The sequence below is a fragment of the Streptomyces sp. col6 genome (assembly GCF_008042035.1).
In the GTDB taxonomy this organism is placed as follows: domain Bacteria; phylum Actinomycetota; class Actinomycetes; order Streptomycetales; family Streptomycetaceae; genus Streptomyces.
In genome coordinates, this window is sequence record NZ_RDBL01000027.1 from 180,618 (window position 1) to 196,490 (window position 15,873).

The following is a 15,873-nucleotide window of genomic DNA, read 5'->3' on the forward strand; positions in this document are numbered from 1 at the left end:
TGCGCCGACCAGCGTGTGCGCGAGCTCGAAGCCCAGGAAGAGCAGGAATGGCAGCAAGCCGCCCAGGAACGGGAGCGGGTATGGTTCAAACTCCAGCCGGGGCGTTCGCACGAGGGCGCGCTCTTGCCCTGCGGGGACTGCGCCGCCCGGGCAGGGTCAGGACGCGGAACGCTTTTCCGCCGTCCTCTTCGAGGCTGTGGTCTTCTTCGTCGCGGTCTTCTTGGCCGCCGGCTTTTTCGCGAGGCTCTTCTTGCGGGGCCGGATGTCATGGACGGTGGCGCCCTCGCCACTCTCGCCCCGCTTCTCCTTCGCCGCCGTGACAGAGGCGTTCAGAGCCGGTCCTCGACAGGGTGTTCCCGTTCGAGGACGCCAGGCGCGCATCGTCAACCTGCACGAGTGGGCATGGCGCGTTGCGTCGTCGAGAACGGATGGCCCGTGCGGCGGGCGGCAGAGCGTTTCCAGGTCAGCCACACCACCACCGCCTGCTGGGCCCGCGGCTACCGGCAGCTCGGCGTCACGGGAATCAGCGACCGTTCCAGCAGGGACAGGGGGTCCAACGGGCCCTGCCGATCTCTTGCACCAGCAGTACCGATATGCGCGATTCGACACGGGAGTTGGCCGTCGCGACGGCAGTAATTATTCTGTCACTGTGGCGCTTCTGCTCTGGTTTGCGTGGAAGCGTGCCTTCTTCTGACGGTTCCCGCAGGTGTTCATGTCGCACCACCGGCGGGTGCGGCTTCTACTGGTGTCGAAGAAGGCGGCTCGACAGGTCGGTGAGGCGCAGAGGGCCAGCCGCCCGTCCCGTTCACCGGCGACGATGGCGATCGCGTCGGCGGCGATCACGCCCAGAGCATCCTCCAGCGCGGAGGCTGGTTGCAGCTGCCAGCGGCGCTTGCCCTCAGGTGTCAGCATCGCGGTGGCCCGGCCCTGTCTGCTGCGGTCGTTGAGGATGCGGACAGCGCAGGCGGGCAGCGGGTCCTGGAGCGCGGCTGCGGTCGCGGCCGCGTGGATCGACTCCCTCAACTCCCGAGCGAGGTCGAGCTGCTCGGGAGTGCAGGAGCGCACATCGAGGCCGTAGATCGCCAGCCAGTCGACGAGTCGTCGCGGCGCGGGAATGCGCTCCACGGCCTCGCCATGCCGCTCGGACAAGGTCCCCGTGAAGCTGGTCGCCAGTACGACTCCGAGGCGGAAGTGGGGGAACTCAGCAGGCATCGAACCACCATAGCCGGTTGCGCGCAGGTACAAGGACACGCTAGAACCGTCATTGCCGGTTCGCACTGGGATGCTGCCGGTACGCGATGACCAGGAGGTCCCATGTCTCGCCCCACCGATGACGTGTACGCATTCACATCCCGCACCACCGACGCCGAACTCGACGACCTGCGCGCGCGCCTGTCCGCGGCGCGGCTGCCGGAGACCGAGACGGTGCGCCGCGCCGCGCCGGGCCCGCACCGGTGGGACCAGGGCGTACCGCTCTCCGACCTCATCGATGTCGTCCACTACTGGCGCACCGGGTACGACTGGCGGTGTTTCGAGGACCGCCTGAACGCGATCGGCCAGTACCGCACGACCATCGACGGCCTGGGAATCCACTTCCTTCACCGCCGATCACCTCGAACGGATGCCACACCACTGGCCCTCACCCACGGCTGGCCGGGCAGCGTCGCCGAGTTCATCGACGTCGCCGATGAACTGGCGGACCCGAAGGATGTCAATGCGCCGGCGTTCCACATCGTGGCCCCGTCACTGCCGGGCTTCGGCTACAGCGACAAACCGGACGCCGCAGGGTGGGGGGTCGGAAAGATCGCCGCCGCCTGGGTGGAACTCATGCGCAGGCTCGGCTACGAAAAGTTCGCAGCCCACGGCGGCGACTGGGGAGGCGTGATCACCACCGTCCTCGGCGGCAGGTTCCCCGCCCAGGTTCTCGGCATCCACACCACGCTTGCCCAGGCGCCACCCGGGCTGACCACCGATGGGCTGGCGCCGACCGAACGCCAGTGGGCCGAGGAGACCCGCGATTTCTGGCACCACCGCTCGGCGTACGCGAAGCAGCAGGCAACCCGACCGCAGACCATCGGCTACTCGCTCGTCGACTCCCCGGTCGGACTCCTCGCCTGGATCCTCGACAAGTTCGCCGAATGGACGGACACGGACGACAGCCCGTTCGAGAGGATCTCGATCGACCGACTCCTTGATGACGTCACCCTGTACTGGCTGACACGGACCGGTGCGTCGGCAGCCCGCATTTACTACGAGAGCCACGGCGGCGTCAACGCCCTCGACCCCGACCTCCGCGTCGGCGTCCCCTCAGCCATCACCACGTACCCCAGCGATATCGAAAAGTGCCCACGGACCTGGGCACAGCAGCGGTACCAGCAGATCGTCCGCTGGACGACGGCCGAAGCCGGCGGCCATTTCCCGTCGCTGGAAACGCCGGAATACTTCGTCAAGGACCTGCAAGCAGGCATGACGGCAGTCCTGACCGCCAACGGCTGATGAGCAGCAAACGAGCCCTGAACCGAGTCAACGCGGCTGGGACACTGTCTGGGTCACTGCCCGCCACAGATGGGTCAAGCACGCCCGGACGAGGGCGAGGTCGTCCATGAACAAGAGTCCGGCCTCGCTGTGCCCACCGATCTGAAGGGCGGTCCGCGTCCCACGGTCCCGGCGGCGTACGTCGCTACGGCGGGACGCGGTCCGTGGTGGTGTGTGATCAGGCGTGGCTGCGTCGGCGGCGCATGGCTGTGAAGCCCACGGCGGCGGCCGGCCACGCTCGGCATGACGGCGATCGCGGCCGCTGCGGGAATGCCCGCGTGGCTCGCCGGCGTACTGATCGTCGCCGGTGTTGTCGTGCACACCATTGGGGAACTCTGGCCCTCGGCGGCCTCGTTCAAGCTGAGCTTCGGACTCGCGCCCGCCCAGCCGCAGGGCCAGTACTCCGGACTGCACGCCACCGCCACGGGCCTGGCGAGCTTTCTGGCGCCGTCTTTCCTGGCCCTGTTCTGCATCAACTGGGGCGTCCCGGCTGGCTGGCACTGGGTGGCGTCTTCTTGCTTGCGGGACTGGCGATGCCGAATGCGGTCCGGTGGGCCGAGCAGGCCGGCCCGACAGCAGCCGGACAGGCCGCTCCCCAAGCGCGACCACAGCCCGCGCTCAACCCACCCATCGGCGGTGGATCACGGGGCAGCTCCGGGGCTGGTGGCACGAGCTCGTTGGGCCTGGGCGTGGATACCTACAGATAGCGCTGCGTCGTGGTGACTCGACCGAAACGAGGGAAGATCCTCTCCACCGCGAAGTCGTGTTCCTCCGACGCCATGCCCGACATGGCGTCGGCGACGAACTCGACCTCGTAACCGAGATCGCTCGCGGCCCTGGCTGTGGACTCCACGCCCATGGAGGTGACCAGTCCGCCGAAGACGACCGTTTCGACGCTCAGCTCCCGCAGCTGGGCGTCGAGGTCCGTGGTCGCGAACGCGCCGATGCTGCACTTCACCAGTACGACATCGCCGTGCTGCACCAAACCGGGCGCGAAGCCGCTGCCCGGCGGCTGCTCGACGACGTTGGGCCGGTCCACGCGGACCTGGACCACCGGCCGACCCCGCGCACGGAAGGCATTGGCGAGCTCCAGGCATCGTTTCAGCACCTCGTCGCCCGTGTGCGGGGCCAGGGGTAGCGCGATGATGCGCGGCATCAGATCGATCAGCACCAGAGCGGTTGTCATACCGCTAGACCATAAGACCTTTCCAGGTGGGCAATCGTCGTCGGAGCGCAATTACGAAGTCGAGTCGGGTGCGGCCATGACCCACCGGATCGTCTTGGTCAGGGCGTGACCTGCCGGGGGCACACACGCCTGCACCGGCCCTGGGAGGCGACGCAGGCCCAGGGACGTCTGCGCCCACTGAGGGAGGGAGGCGACCGCGTTCGCCGCGAGAACGGCATACGGAGCTCGCGCGACCCATGGGAGCGGCGGGTGCAGCAGAATGAAGCGGGCGGCGTCGCGCGCCTCTCTCGTGCCGCGCAGTTCGCTGCGATAGGCGGCGAGCCGCTCATCGAGTTCTCGTCGGGTTGTCGGGGGGTCGCTTATTCCGAGCGCCCTTCCCACCAGAGCCATATCTGCCACGTAGGCGTCACAGCCATCAGCGTCGAGGGGCTCGGCACCAAAACGCTGGTGAGCAACGAGGAAGCTGTCTGCTTCGGCTGCATGGACCCAACCGAGAAGATGAGGATCCGATGCCTCGTACGGATCACCGTAGGCAGTGGTGCCGCGCACGTGGCTGTGGACCTCGCGGACTCGCTCGACCGCTTCCCGGGCATGCTCGGAGGTTCCGTAGGTGGTCACAGCGAGAAACGTGCTCGTTCGTTGGAGGCGTCCCCACGGATCACCGCGAAACCCGGAGTGCGCGGCCACAGCGGCCATCGCCAATGGATGCAGCGACTGCAACAGCAAAGCCCTCAGCCCGCCGATGAACATCGACGCGTCGCCGTGGACCCTACGAACAGGGCGGCCGGCGCCGAACCATCGCGGGCCAGGTGTCTGATGGATACGAACTCGGTTCTCGGGCCCCATGGGGCCGGCGACCCGCTCGAAAACGGCACTACCCATACGTTCGCGTAGGTGCGGAAGCGCTCGGGCGAACGAGGTCATGACCTCAGTATGCGCCTGCAGGGCTGACAGCCGCGAGCTTCAGCACCGCGCCCCTTACGTTGCGCGGTCATGTTCCGACCGTCCCGGGTCAGGGGAAGCGGTCAACTAACGATGAATCTCCGACTCAAGTCACTAGGTCCGACTGCGTGTCTCCTGGCAGATACCGACGCATAACACCAGGTCGTGATCGGTCCCGTAGGCCCACAGTCCGAGAAGCATCGAACGCGCGCTACGGGGCACAGGAGAGCCAACTGGCCTTGTACACATCGTTGGTGGGACCGCCAACCCTGGCGGGCACCGAGGAAGCGAGACGTCATGCCGCTGACATTCCGCAAGAGCTTCAGGATCCTGCCCGGCGTCCGCCTCAATATCAACCGGAAGTCCTGGTCGATCACAACTGGAGGCAAGCACGGGCCCCACCACACGCGAAGCAGCACCGGGCGCCGGACAACCTCGATGAACCTCCCCGGGCCCTTCGGCTGGCGCAAAACCAGCCGCAGCTAGCCACCGAAGCACGACACACGTGGCCCCGGCCGGGCGGGCCGGGGCCACGTGTGTCGTGCTTCGCTGCGCCCTGCGCCACCGTGCCGCACGAGCAGCACTGGAGCGGCTGCTGCACCTCGCCGAAGGCGAGCACCACCGCGGTCTTCATGGCAATCACTCAACACCCGCTGCCCCCGGCACATACCCCGCCCGCAGAGCCCTCGCAGTCAAACCGGACAGGCAGCCTCACCCCGGTCAGAACCCGAGCTCGCGGACACCCCCGCCAGCCGGTTACTGGACTCAGCCGCAGCCGTTCCCGGTGTATGCCGGGACGCGGCAGCGGTCTGACCATCCACGCTCCGGAGTGAACGCCCGGCAAATCGACCCGCCATGCAGGCACCAGGCCGTCACGAAGAGCACGAACCGTCTGTGCTGATCTTCGAAAAGGACCCGCGTACGCATCCTCGTCTCCCTGCCGGCCGCCGCCGCGCTCGCCGCTCTCACCACCCACGCACACGCGGAAGCCGGGCCCATCGGCGAGAAGGGCAGCGTCCTGACCCTGCCCATGACCGACGCCCTGCAGGCCCTGCCCGTCACCGACGATAGCCGCGCCGGCTACGAACGGAGCAACTACAAGCACTGGATCGACGCCGACAAGAACGGCTGCAACACCCGCGACGAAGTCCTCCTGGCCGAGGCCGTCATCGCACCGGAACAGCGAGCACGGTGCAAACTCACCAGCTGACAGTGGACCAGCCCTTACAGCAACACCTACGTCGACTCCCCCAGTGCTCTGGACTACCACCTCGCGCCGCTAGCCGATAGCTGGGGCTCGACGTGGGCAGAGTTGTCTCGGCTCCGTCATGCCGCCGGGTGCGGTGATCGCCTCCGACCTGGTAGGGAAGGTGCGGCTGTCGCTCGTCCATGTGATGACAGTGCCTTGTGCGTCGCGAGATCCTGGTACAACGCCACGGTGTCGCATCTGGGGCAACCGTGGGAGCTGGTGTGGGCTTCTACCGATGTACCGGGCTCAGTCGGGGGGATGAGTCCAGGAGACTCGATCAGACCATCTCGGGGGGTTCCTCCGGAGCGCCGGCGAGGTTTTCGAAGTACTCGTCGATCAGACTGATCAGGCCAGCCACGGCATGCTGCTCAGTCATGGGCGACCAGGGCTTCTCGGGGCGCCCGTCAGGAAAGATCAGGTTCTCGGCCAAGGCCCAGTACACCAGGTTCCAGCCGTATCCCAGTTTGGCTGCGAGCCACTCCCTGAACCCATCCAGCACGGCTCTGTCGGAGGCGATGTCGTAGCCGTTGAGGAACGCGACCACCGTCCCGAAACTCAAACGGTCGACGAACATTTCCGGCCTCCTCCTGAAGTGGGCCCAGAGATCCTGGTGTGACCGCGCCGGCTTGCCCCGGCCGCGACCCCAGGCAGCCGGCACGTGCCTCAGATCAGTGCCGACCCCCCAGACGGAATACGAGACCGTCTCCGGCCCCACACCAAGAGCAGCGAGAAGGCTTGCCGTGCGGGCCGCTGGATCGACAGGCCCACCCTTGCGGGTCCACACGTGGGTTCCCGGAGCATCCCCCTCATGGTGGGTGACGACGAAGTCCGTCCCGTCCAGCACAAAGAACGCCGCCCGCACACGGCCGTGCCCGTCCCACGAACTCTCAAGGCTCAGCTTCAGCCGCCGTGCCACCGCCTCCAAGTCCACTGAGAGCAGCGCCAGAGAGCTCAACGGCCAGGTGGCGCTCTGGAACATAGAGGCCTGCCGCACCGGATTGCGCCCACTTGCCCGGGGCTCCGCCGCAGGCTCCCAGTCACCCTCTGCATCTGGTACTTCGATCATCTCGGTCACGACGGATAGTCAACCAGTACCGAACTCGTTCCTGCTGGCCATCAGCTGTTCACGAAGCTCCGGTCACAGCCATGACCAAACGGCTCCACCAAGGCGAATACCGCACAGTTGGAATGACGCGCCCCGCCAGTCGGGCCTGGACCTGGACGCCAGCCGAGCGCGAGGCGTATGCGAACGACATCGACGAGGACCGCTCCCTGATCGCGGTCACCGCCGCGACCAACCGGTCCAACGCTGACCAGGACCCCGCCGAGTGGATGCCCCCGTATCAGCCCGACCGTTGCCAGTACCTCACCGACTGGATCGCCACCAAGCTTCGCCGGCAACTCGCCATCGACAACGCCGAGCACAACGCCCTCCTCGTTCAGGGCATCGCGTCCCGGGCTGCGTGCGTAGCGGTGGAGCCGCGTACGGGCTCGAGCTCGGGGAGGTCGAGGCCGGTGGGGATCGTGTCCCAGGACGTGTCGGCCTGGGCCGTGTGTGCGGCGACTGCGCAGACCTCGGTGATCGTGGGCTCCAGGGCGGCGACGATGCGGAGGGAGGCCAGTGGTGCGTCGTCGGCCAGGACGTCCGGACGCTCCCGCAGGCGGGCGCGGAGATCAGCGACGTCCTCGGGAATGGGGACGCTGCGGCAGCCCGGATGGTGCACGAGATGTTGGCCGGCTCGACCGCTTCCGGAGACGCTGAGCGGGACGTCGCCGGCTACCAGCGAGCGCGGACGGATCCGCGTCGGCCCCGGCGTGACGGAGGGAGCCAATTTATGAGGGTCATGCTGCGAGCCCGTCTGGACCCCCAGCTCGCGAACGAAGCGGTCAAGAACGGCAGCCTGCCGAAGACCATGCAGTCGCTCATGGAGCGGCTGAAGCCGGAGGCGGCGTACTTCGGTCCCAGCGAGGGAAAGCGGGCCTGCACCTTCGTCTTCGACATGCAGGACAGTTCGCTCCTGCCCTCCATCACGGAGCCCCTCTTCGAGGGCCTGGGCGCGGAGATCGAGATCCAGCCGGTCATGAACACCGAGGACATGCAGAAGGGCCTCGCCGCGCTGCGACAGGGCTGATTCGCGCAGCATGGACCGGCTCGGGCCCTCCGTCGCAGACCGGGCACGGCGTTCACCGGACGGCCGCCGGACCGGACGAACACGGGGGCATTCCGGCGTTCCTGGTCCCCTCACCGGGCCAAGCCCGCGCTCGGTAAATGGCGTCGCTCCTCTCGTAACGGGTGGCCGGGCCGCGCGCTGCTTGAGCTTGTCGATGCAGGGCTCGACCGTGTTGCGTTGCTTGCAGACGCCGGGGTCGAACGCGGGTGGACGGCTGCAGCGACGGCCGAGCCCGTGGACGGGGTGCCGGGCTCATTGGGATCGAGTCGGATCTCCGACAGGCCGGCGGGAGCCAGCGTGCCTTTGTCGAACACGTAGCCGTGCTTGGCGGCGGGCCAGGATGGCTCGGGCGGCAGGAAGTGCACAGCCAAGAGTCGGCCGCAAGGTCGGGCGAGGCCAGTATCCTCGACGGTCTCCCTGATCGCGGCGGTGCGGGGTGACTCGTCGTGGTCGGCTGAGCGAATCGGGAAGGTCGTCGTCGCCGCGGTGCCGGCTGTCGGGGTGCGGACGGGCTGCGCGACGGCCACTGGCCAGGAGAAGGAGACGGTCCGGCCGGCACCTCTGCTGGCGGTGCTCTTCGGCCTCTGGGCACCACGTACGCAGCGACACGGTTTCCTGGATGAGGCATCATCTCGGCGTTGTCGAACCTGGCGGCTGTCGCCCTCGTCCGGACCGGGCCGGGTTCAGTGCGCGGCGAGCAGTTCTCCGTACCAGGTGAGCGTGGCGTCGACCGTGGTCGGCATCGGGTTCGGAGCGAGGCCGTACGCCTTCTCGATGGCCGTGGAGTCGACGATCTGCGCCTCCGTGTGCTGGTAGAACATCTCGGCGTACTCCGCCATGAACACCTCGTCGAACGGGCCGTACGGGCGCGGCTCGGCTATGACGGTGAGGTTCAGGGGGCGGCCGATGCGCTGCGCCACCAGGTCCATGATCTGTCGGGTGGTGAGCGCGGGTGCCGTGGGCAGGTGCCAGACTCGGCCGTCACCGTCCGGGTTTTCGCCGAGCGTCGCAAGGCCTGCCGCCACGTCCCCGATGTACGTGTAGCTGTGCGGCAGGTCGATGTCGCCGAGTACTGGGACCTCTTCCCCGGTCAGCGCGTTCGGGAACACCGCGCCGCCGAGCGTGGAGTTGAGGACTCCGGGGCCGACGAAGTCGGCCGACCGGCCCAGCACGACGCGCAGCCGGCCCTCGTCGTGGGCGGCGAGGTAGCGGGCGTCGAGCTCCGCGCGCATGCGGCCCTTGCGGGAGGTCGCGTTCCAGGGGGTGTCCTCGGTCATCACCGCGCCGTGTGTCTCGCCGTACGGGTAGAGCGTGTCGAGGACGACGAGGCGCGCGCCGGCAGCCTCGGCCGCCGAGAGGATGGACCGTTGGATGCGCGGCATGACCTCGACCTGCAGGTGATAGCCGACGTTCAAGCAGTGGTAGGAAACCGCCGCCCCGTCGAGCGCGGCCTGCGCTCCTTCCGCGGTCGACACGTCGGCGGCGAACCGCTGGACCCCGTCCGGGGCGTCGCCGTCGCCGCTCCGGTCCACCAGTCGGACCCGGTGGCCCCGGCCTGCCAGCTCCGTCGCGAGCGCGGTGCCGGCGGGGCCGGAGCCGAGGACTACGTGGAGATCGCGTGCTGTGGTCATGAGGACTCCCGGAGTGGTGATGATTGACCATTGCTTTCGTTATGGACTGTAACTGTTGCGACGGTACATCGCAACAGCTTTTGTTAGACTCTGTAACTGAAGTGAGCCTGTCTAGCAAGAGGACCGGGAATGGCAGAGACGCAGCAGGGGCCGAGGGCCAGATACCGGGAGCAGACCCGGGCGGAGATCAAGGAAGTCGCGCTGCGCCAGCTCGCCGATGGTGGTGTGGGGACGCTCGCGCTCACACGGATCGCCAAGGCGCTGGGACTCTCGGGCCCCGCCCTCTACCGCTACTTCGCCAACCGCGACGACCTGCTGAGCGCCCTGATCAGGGACGCGTACGACGACGCCGCAACGGCGATCGGCGAGGCCGCGGCCACAGCGCGCGACCGGAGCCCGCGCGAGCGGCTGCGCGTGCTGGCCGGGGCCTACCGTGCCTGGGCGGTCTCCGAGCCGCACCGTTATCTGCTGATCCAGGGCTCTCCGGTGCCAGGGTATGTGGCCCCCGACGACACCCTGGAACGCGCGCGCGCCGTGCTCGGGCCTTTCCTGCCGGTCTTCACGAGCGGCTCCCCGGGAGCTGGCACGGCCGCGATGGTGGACCGGATGGTGGCGTGGCTGGAGACGGACGCCGGCGTGGGGTCCTGGGTGGCGGAATATGTGCCCGACGCCACGGGAGACGTCAGGGCCTCGGCCGTTGCCCTGGCCGGTGCGGTGCTGGCATGGGCGCAGTTGCACGGGGCGGTGGGCCTGGAGGTGGCCGGGCAGTTCGCCGGCATGGGCCACGACGGGGAGATCCTGCTCGCTGCCCAGAACGGCATGCTGGCGGACGCCTTCGGCCTGGAGTAGGCGATCGCGTCCGGGAGTCCAGGCCCGTCGGCCGTTGCGTGCTCCGTCTGTGCAGGGCGGGCCGGCGGTCGGTCGATGAGTTCCGGGGGGCGCGGGGGTCAGCAACATAGGACCGCTCACAGGCTGATGCACTCGGACCGAAGGAACAGCATGGCAAAGCTCATCTATTCAATGGTCACCTCGCTCGACGGCTACGTTGAGGCGGAGGGCGGCCTCGGCACCGGGGCCGACGACCCGGAGGTGCACACCTTCATCAACGACCTCTTCCGCCCCGTCGGCACGTAGCTCCACGGCCGGCGGATGTACGAGACGATGGCCTACTGGGAAACCGCGCAGGCCGAACCCGGCCAGCCGCCGCACATCCTGCAGTACGCCCGCGACTGGCAGGCCGCGGAGAAAATCGTGTCCTCCACGACCCTTGAGTCGGTGTCCAGCGCGAAGACCCGGATCGAGCGCACCTTCGACCCGGAGGCGGTGCGTGATCTCAAGGCCTCGGCCGATCACGACATCACCGTCGACGGCCCCAACCTCGCGGCCCAGGCGATCACGGCCGGGCTGGTGGACGAGTACCACCTGTTCATCACCACGAGCGTAGTCGGCGGCGGCAAGCGGTTCTTGCCCCGACGGCCTACGCCTCGATCTCGACCCGGTCGAGAAGCGCGCGTTCGACAGCGGACTGGTCTACGCGTGCTACCGGACCGGCTGAGCCGCAACGGTCGGTCCCGCCTCCCGGTGCAAGGGGGAGAACTACGCCCAGCGTCCAGCAGCCCCTAGGGTGCGGTTGGCTGCTGCGCGTCCATCCATGTGGAGGTCGTCATCGACCCGACACCCGCATGGTCGTCGTGGTCGGCCGGCCCCTCGCCGGGAACCGCAACGACTGCAAGGCCTGGGAGGAATCCGGCGCCAAGGTCGCCGTGGGCAACACTCTCACGGTCGCCGACGACGGCTCCCGGGCGCCGGGCTCGTCATCCCGCACCGTCGCAAGCGCGGCCAGACCGAACTGCCGGCCTGGAAAGAGGCACGCAACAAGTCCCGCAAGCAGGTCCGTGCCCGCGCCGAACACGTCTTCACCCGCATGAAGACCTGGAAGGAACTCCGCAACTGCCGCCTCGAAGTCGACGGCGTCCACCACGCCATGCTCGGCATAGCCTGTCTAGACAATTTCGCCGTCGCCGGATAGATCGCACGCGGCACGGTGGCCCGCGACGTCTGGCTACTCCAAGATCCTTAACGGGACAACCCTTAGCTTGTTCTTTATCTTCTGGCGTTGCCGGAAGTGGTGCGGGCAGAGTGGGCGGCATGTCAGAGAGTTCTGGATCGGTCCCGTCGGATGTTGATGACCGCGAGGCGGTGGAGCGCATCCTCCGTCGTCCCTTGAGTCAGACATGGCCAGCGGGTGCACTGGGGCCGAACAGTCGCGTCACCGTCGTCCGCGCCCAGGACTGGGACGGTCCCTGGCAGGTCGAGTTCGCTGGAACGATCGATGCCATGGGTGCGCCCGAACCCAACGAGCATGCCGACGCCCTCGATGGCGAGTTGCTGTATTGGGTCACCTTCGACACGCCGCAGTACGACAGCGGCGGGGGCGGCCCCTATCGCAAGGCCCGGATTTGGGGTCGTTACCTCAGGGCCGAGCCGAAGTCCGGGGTGTAGTCATCCCGCAGGTCGTCTTACTGCGCTCGAATTCTCCGTCGAGCTGAGTTGCTCACCTGGGGATTCTCCGGACGTAGGGGCGGCCTTCGTCTGATCATGTGCTCCGACCAAGGTGCACGTGACCACGACGAAGGCTGTGAGGGTGAGTCTGCCGCCTGATGCTGTCCGGAGGGAAGCGTTCGCGGAAGCGTCACCAGCGCCGGCGCGCGTCCCCCCGCGCGCCGCACCGATGCACGCACCTAACGGAGCGTCTTCCGTGGACGGGCCCCGGCGGTGTGCGGGGGGGGACGCCCTGGCCCGAGCTGACTGTGCAGCGATTCCGGGTCCCCGACCTGAGTGGTCCTGGGGCACGCGGGGAGTGGGGGTGGGGGTCAGCGGATGTAGACCTCGATGCTGGTGCTGGACGGCAGATGGAGGGCGTCACCGGTGAACGACGCGGTGTAGGTGATGTAGCCGCGGGTGGTAGCGCGGTCAGTGAGGGCGAAGGTCTCGTCCGCGGCAAGAGTGGTGGGCGGGAGCTTCACCGGCTTCGTGGCGTCGGGGTCCAGGCGGGTGAGGGTGACGGTGGTACCAGCCGGAAAGGGCAGGTCGGAGGCGAGACGGCCGGTCAGGGAGCGAGTGCCTGAGGGGGTGGTGGAGGGTATGTGCAGTACGGTCTCGGTGGCGGCCTTGCCGGGAGTGGTCAGTACGCGCAGGACGACCGGTGCGCCCTGGCGTGTTTCCCGGGTGACGGCGAAGAGGCGGCGGTTGTCCGGCGCCCAGCCGAGGCCGGCCGGCAGCAGCAGCGGGGAGGAGTCACCGGAAGCGAACTCGAAGACGCCGTGCGAGACACGGGCGCCCGGCTTGAACATGAAGACGTCCGAACCGTGGCTGCTGTCCACCCCTGCAGCGACGGCTCCGTCGGCGGCGACGGCCACCGCGTTGGGGTAGGCCGCGGCCGGGTAGCGGCCCGCGTCGGCGAGGTCGGAGGTACGCAGCACCTGGTGGTAGTAGGGGCTGCCAGTGGCCAGGATGACGTTCTTGCCGTCGGCGCTGAAGGCCAGGTCCCGGGTGTCGCCGGCGTCGGGAAGCCGTCGTTCGGCCGTGCGGCTCGCGGTGGCGGTGTGTACGTCGTACACGGCGAAGGTGGCTGGGCTGACATCCCGCTCACCGGCGACCAGGACACCGGGGGCGGCCGCGGAGGTGGCCAGTGCGGGTGCGGAGTACCAGCCGTCGCCGGTGGCCTGGCCCAGGGTGACGACTGGGCGCGCCGTGGTGAGGTCGACCGAGCCGATGTCGCCGGCGCCCTCGGCACCGTAGCCGAACCACAGGCGCTCACCGCTGACCGCGAGGGTGCGCGGAGCCGTGCCGACGCCAGTGGCATACCTTGCGACGACCTCGTGGGTGGTGGTGCTGATGGCCGCGACGGTGTCCGCATCGGGCAGGGCCGCGTAGAGGGTGGCGGCATCCTTCGACAGGGCCAACTGCGCCGCTCCGGACAGGCCCGTCACCTGCTTCAGCACCACGCCGTCGAAAGCGGTGACGACGACCGCCCCGCGCGCGGGGTCACTGAAGTAGAGGCGGCCGTGGACGGCGTCAACGACCATGTCGCCGTAATCGTCGAGCGGCAGGACGGCGGAGACAGCGCGGGGCTGAGCGGCGGTGGCCCATCGGACCACCCCGGCAGCTGCACCGGATGGGTCACCAGCGGCGGCAGCCGCCGGGGTCAGCAACGCGACGGTGAGGGCGGCAGTGCCCCAAATGCGCACGGCGGAGCGGGCGCGCGGCCGGGTGACAGTACCCGCCACGGCCTGGGCATCGGTGCTGGTGCCGACTCTGTGACGACGTGAGAGCACTGGTTCTCCTCTGATGAGTGCACGGTGTCCAGCCCGACGTGTACGGAGCCGGGACGAGGAACGCGGTCCCCGGGGGCACTTCACCCCGCGGTGGTGATGGCGCGCCGTCCACCTACCCCCGCCAACTCCGTTGATGGCAAGCACATCGGAGGTGACGGAAGGTCACGTAGCGGCACTGGCGGCGCAGTTCATTGAAGCGCCCTCGCTGACCACTGAGTTCGCAGGCGTGGAGCCCTCAGAGCGAGGAGGCCGACCGGTGATGCGGGTGGAGACGGGCCCACGGGGTGAAGCACCCGCCCGAACGGGGTGGGACGCTTCGTGCGTACCCGGCCGGGTGCGTGGGCGGCTCAGGAGATCGCCCCATAGATGTTCCGTTTGTCGCGATCTGCACCCGCGGGCTGATCGAACCCGTGCCGGTGGAGGTGTAGCGGTACAGGTCGCCGTAGCCGTTGACGCCGATCAGGTCGGCCGTGCCGTCACCGTTGAGGTCGCCCGGCACGGCGGTGTTGTAGATATCGAAGGCCGTGCGCCGATCACCTTGCGGGCCTTGAGCGGCTCGGAGGCGTTGCCCGTGCTCGCAATGAGCACGTGACTTGGGCGCCATACTGAAGGGGGTGACGGAGAGCTTCTCGCTCTCTCATGAGTGTCGGTGATAAGCCTTGTTGGCGATGCGCCAACTGCCGTCAGCGCGAATCAGCAGGAAGATGTCGGTGAAGGTGTCCGCGCCGTGCTGGAGCGTCATGGTGGCGGTCGCGATGGCGCCGTGGACGTCGACGGTGTCGATCCGGCGAGAGCGGGTGGGTTCGTCCGGGGCCGGCTGGCCGTGGAAGAGAGCGCAGTATTCGTCCAGAGGCCACGAGACGAAAGCGCCGCCCCGGATTCCCTCGATGTGGGCTGTGGGCAGGAACGCGTCGCGGAAGTGCGTGGGCTCGCCGGTGGCGTGCCCACGAATATAGGCGCGGAGCGGGTCAAGAACGGCGTCCGACACAGCTGGGACCGTGGCGGCCATGGCAATGTCGGACTCGGGGGCGGCAGGGGTGTCAGCCAGACCGGCGGCGCTGCGCAGAGGCGTGTTCGACGCGTCGGCCAGCAGAGCCATGTCCTTGGCCAGCGCACCAATCGTGAAGTCGGCAGTGCCGACGGGTGGCTTGCCATCAAGGAAAGGGCGTTTGCGGGCCACGAGCCCTCCGAGCTGGCCGAGTTCGAGGACATCCAGCACCGAAGTGCGCGGCACGCCGAGGGAGTCTGCCTGCCGAAGTGAGTCGCGCAGTGCGAGGACAGCACCGGCGAGGCTGTTGTTGGCGATCAACTTGAGCGCGGCGGCGGTGGAGGCGTCGTCGACGCGCCGCACGGTGCCGAGGGATTCCAGAACCGGTCTTGCTCGATCGAGCGCGTCTTGGTCGGCGGCGGCGAGAATCTGCAGTGTGCCCGCAGTGGCAGCCGGCACGGAACCGAGCACGGGGGCGTGGACATAGGACGGGCCGAATTGCCGGGCCAGATTCGTCGCCTCGGCAGGGGCGATGGTGCTGGTGTTCAGCACCATCGTGTCCGGTCGCAGCGAGTCACGGACGTCGTCGAGGACCTGCTGGCAGGCCGGACCGTCGAACAACGCCAGGAGCACGAGATCGGCCCCAGCCACTGCCTCATGCGGATCGCCGATCGTCTTGAAGGCGCCCGATGTGAGCCGTGAGCGTGTCCAGCCCACGACGTCCCGGCTCTGGGCAGTGAGTCGAGTCGCGATCGCGCGACCCATGCGCCCCAAGCCGAGGACGGCGATCGTGTGTGGTGTGGTCATGCACGCCACTGTGGTGCACCAGGAAGG

General features: G+C 68.3%; 14 protein-coding genes and 3 pseudogenes. 9 read left to right on the forward strand and 8 right to left on the reverse strand.

Translation table 11 applies throughout. The annotated features are described in order from the left end of the window. Window positions 1-402: 402 nt before the first annotated feature. Window positions 403-543 (forward strand): annotated as a pseudogene (locus EAO73_RS37435) (helix-turn-helix domain-containing protein); the annotation flags it as partial. A 93-nt stretch (window positions 544-636) separates the two neighbouring features. Here EAO73_RS37435 and EAO73_RS27980 read toward each other — a convergent pair. Beyond that, window positions 637-1,212, reverse strand: a complete 576-nt coding sequence (locus EAO73_RS27980; RefSeq protein WP_147974468.1) for a CGNR zinc finger domain-containing protein — start codon at window positions 1,210-1,212, stop codon at window positions 637-639. Window positions 1,213-1,314: 102 nt separating this feature from the next. On the opposite strand from EAO73_RS27980, the gene EAO73_RS27985 reads away from it, so the two are divergent. Further along, on the forward strand, window positions 1,315-2,496 hold the full coding sequence (locus EAO73_RS27985) for an epoxide hydrolase family protein (protein WP_147974308.1): 1,182 nt from the start codon (window positions 1,315-1,317) through the stop codon (window positions 2,494-2,496). Window positions 2,497-3,232: 736 nt separating this feature from the next. Here EAO73_RS27985 and EAO73_RS27990 read toward each other — a convergent pair. After that, window positions 3,233-3,721: an isochorismatase family protein gene (locus EAO73_RS27990; RefSeq protein WP_147974309.1), complete on the reverse strand. Its 489-nt coding sequence runs from the start codon at window positions 3,719-3,721 to the stop codon at window positions 3,233-3,235. Between the two features lie 51 nt (window positions 3,722-3,772). Then, window positions 3,773-4,645, reverse strand: coding sequence for an oxygenase MpaB family protein (locus EAO73_RS27995; protein ID WP_147974310.1), 873 nt, complete (start codon window positions 4,643-4,645; stop codon window positions 3,773-3,775). A 315-nt stretch (window positions 4,646-4,960) separates the two neighbouring features. Here EAO73_RS27995 and EAO73_RS28000 point away from each other — a divergent pair, with 315 nt between their 5' ends. Together EAO73_RS28000 and EAO73_RS28005 are read left to right on the forward strand one after the other, a co-directional pair. Then, the gene (locus tag EAO73_RS28000; RefSeq protein WP_147974311.1) at window positions 4,961-5,149 is read left to right on the forward strand and encodes a DUF4236 domain-containing protein; all 189 of its coding nucleotides are present in this window, start codon (window positions 4,961-4,963) and stop codon (window positions 5,147-5,149) included. Between the two features lie 544 nt (window positions 5,150-5,693). Next, window positions 5,694-5,873, forward strand: coding sequence for a hypothetical protein (locus tag EAO73_RS28005; RefSeq protein WP_147974312.1), 180 nt, complete (start codon window positions 5,694-5,696; stop codon window positions 5,871-5,873). A 316-nt stretch (window positions 5,874-6,189) separates the two neighbouring features. On the opposite strand, the gene EAO73_RS28010 is transcribed toward EAO73_RS28005, so the two are convergent. Together EAO73_RS28010 and EAO73_RS28015 are read right to left on the reverse strand one after the other, a co-directional pair. Then, a complete protein-coding gene (locus EAO73_RS28010; RefSeq protein ID WP_147974313.1) occupies window positions 6,190-6,987 on the reverse strand; it encodes a hypothetical protein in 798 nt (265 codons plus the stop codon). Window positions 6,988-7,351: 364 nt separating this feature from the next. Continuing rightward, on the reverse strand, window positions 7,352-7,636 hold the full coding sequence (locus tag EAO73_RS28015) for a hypothetical protein (protein ID WP_147974314.1): 285 nt from the start codon (window positions 7,634-7,636) through the stop codon (window positions 7,352-7,354). A 120-nt stretch (window positions 7,637-7,756) separates the two neighbouring features. Here EAO73_RS28015 and EAO73_RS28020 point away from each other — a divergent pair, with 120 nt between their 5' ends. Further along, window positions 7,757-8,044, forward strand: a complete 288-nt coding sequence (locus EAO73_RS28020; protein ID WP_147974315.1) for a DUF3303 family protein — start codon at window positions 7,757-7,759, stop codon at window positions 8,042-8,044. A gap of 722 nt (window positions 8,045-8,766) precedes the next feature. Here the strand turns inward: EAO73_RS28020 and EAO73_RS28025 are convergent. After that, window positions 8,767-9,714: an NAD-dependent epimerase/dehydratase family protein gene (locus EAO73_RS28025; RefSeq protein ID WP_147974316.1), complete on the reverse strand. Its 948-nt coding sequence runs from the start codon at window positions 9,712-9,714 to the stop codon at window positions 8,767-8,769. A 129-nt stretch (window positions 9,715-9,843) separates the two neighbouring features. On the opposite strand from EAO73_RS28025, the gene EAO73_RS28030 reads away from it, so the two are divergent. From EAO73_RS28030 to EAO73_RS28045, 4 genes and pseudogenes are all read left to right on the forward strand, one after another. Then, the gene (locus EAO73_RS28030; RefSeq protein WP_147974317.1) at window positions 9,844-10,563 is read left to right on the forward strand and encodes a TetR/AcrR family transcriptional regulator; all 720 of its coding nucleotides are present in this window, start codon (window positions 9,844-9,846) and stop codon (window positions 10,561-10,563) included. A gap of 150 nt (window positions 10,564-10,713) precedes the next feature. Continuing rightward, a pseudogene (locus tag EAO73_RS28035) lies at window positions 10,714-11,269 on the forward strand (dihydrofolate reductase family protein). 101 nt (window positions 11,270-11,370) lie between these two features. Continuing rightward, window positions 11,371-11,743: pseudogene (locus EAO73_RS28040) on the forward strand (transposase); the annotation flags it as partial. Window positions 11,744-11,862: 119 nt separating this feature from the next. After that, entirely contained in the window at window positions 11,863-12,216 is a 354-nt protein-coding gene (locus tag EAO73_RS28045; protein ID WP_224756492.1) for a ferrous iron transport protein A, read from the forward strand. 371 nt (window positions 12,217-12,587) lie between these two features. Here the strand turns inward: EAO73_RS28045 and EAO73_RS28055 are convergent, their stop codons facing one another. Continuing rightward, a complete protein-coding gene (locus EAO73_RS28055; RefSeq protein ID WP_224756493.1) occupies window positions 12,588-13,802 on the reverse strand; it encodes a YncE family protein in 1,215 nt (404 codons plus the stop codon). 886 nt (window positions 13,803-14,688) lie between these two features. Next, window positions 14,689-15,846: a nuclear transport factor 2 family protein gene (locus EAO73_RS28065; protein ID WP_147974320.1), complete on the reverse strand. Its 1,158-nt coding sequence runs from the start codon at window positions 15,844-15,846 to the stop codon at window positions 14,689-14,691. Window positions 15,847-15,873 lie beyond the last annotated feature (27 nt).

What these genes read in the sequence shown, in the direction of transcription:
- EAO73_RS27990 (WP_147974309.1), bottom strand. Translation starts at nt 3,721, where the DNA reads ATGACAACCGCTCTGGTGCTGATCGATCTGATGCCGCGCATCATCGCG.
- EAO73_RS28005 (WP_147974312.1), top strand. Translation starts at nt 5,694, where the DNA reads ATGACCGACGCCCTGCAGGCCCTGCCCGTCACCGACGATAGCCGCGCC.
- EAO73_RS27980 (WP_147974468.1), bottom strand. Translation starts at nt 1,212, where the DNA reads ATGCCTGCTGAGTTCCCCCACTTCCGCCTCGGAGTCGTACTGGCGACC.
- EAO73_RS28020 (WP_147974315.1), top strand. Translation starts at nt 7,757, where the DNA reads ATGCTGCGAGCCCGTCTGGACCCCCAGCTCGCGAACGAAGCGGTCAAG.
- EAO73_RS28030 (WP_147974317.1), top strand. Translation starts at nt 9,844, where the DNA reads ATGGCAGAGACGCAGCAGGGGCCGAGGGCCAGATACCGGGAGCAGACC.
- EAO73_RS28025 (WP_147974316.1), bottom strand. Translation starts at nt 9,714, where the DNA reads ATGACCACAGCACGCGATCTCCACGTAGTCCTCGGCTCCGGCCCCGCC.
- EAO73_RS28065 (WP_147974320.1), bottom strand. Translation starts at nt 15,846, where the DNA reads ATGACCACACCACACACGATCGCCGTCCTCGGCTTGGGGCGCATGGGT.
- EAO73_RS27995 (WP_147974310.1), bottom strand. Translation starts at nt 4,645, where the DNA reads ATGACCTCGTTCGCCCGAGCGCTTCCGCACCTACGCGAACGTATGGGT.
- EAO73_RS28045 (WP_224756492.1), top strand. Translation starts at nt 11,863, where the DNA reads ATGTCAGAGAGTTCTGGATCGGTCCCGTCGGATGTTGATGACCGCGAG.
- EAO73_RS28055 (WP_224756493.1), bottom strand. Translation starts at nt 13,802, where the DNA reads ATGGTCGTTGACGCCGTCCACGGCCGCCTCTACTTCAGTGACCCCGCG.
- EAO73_RS27985 (WP_147974308.1), top strand. Translation starts at nt 1,315, where the DNA reads ATGTCTCGCCCCACCGATGACGTGTACGCATTCACATCCCGCACCACC.
- EAO73_RS28000 (WP_147974311.1), top strand. Translation starts at nt 4,961, where the DNA reads ATGCCGCTGACATTCCGCAAGAGCTTCAGGATCCTGCCCGGCGTCCGC.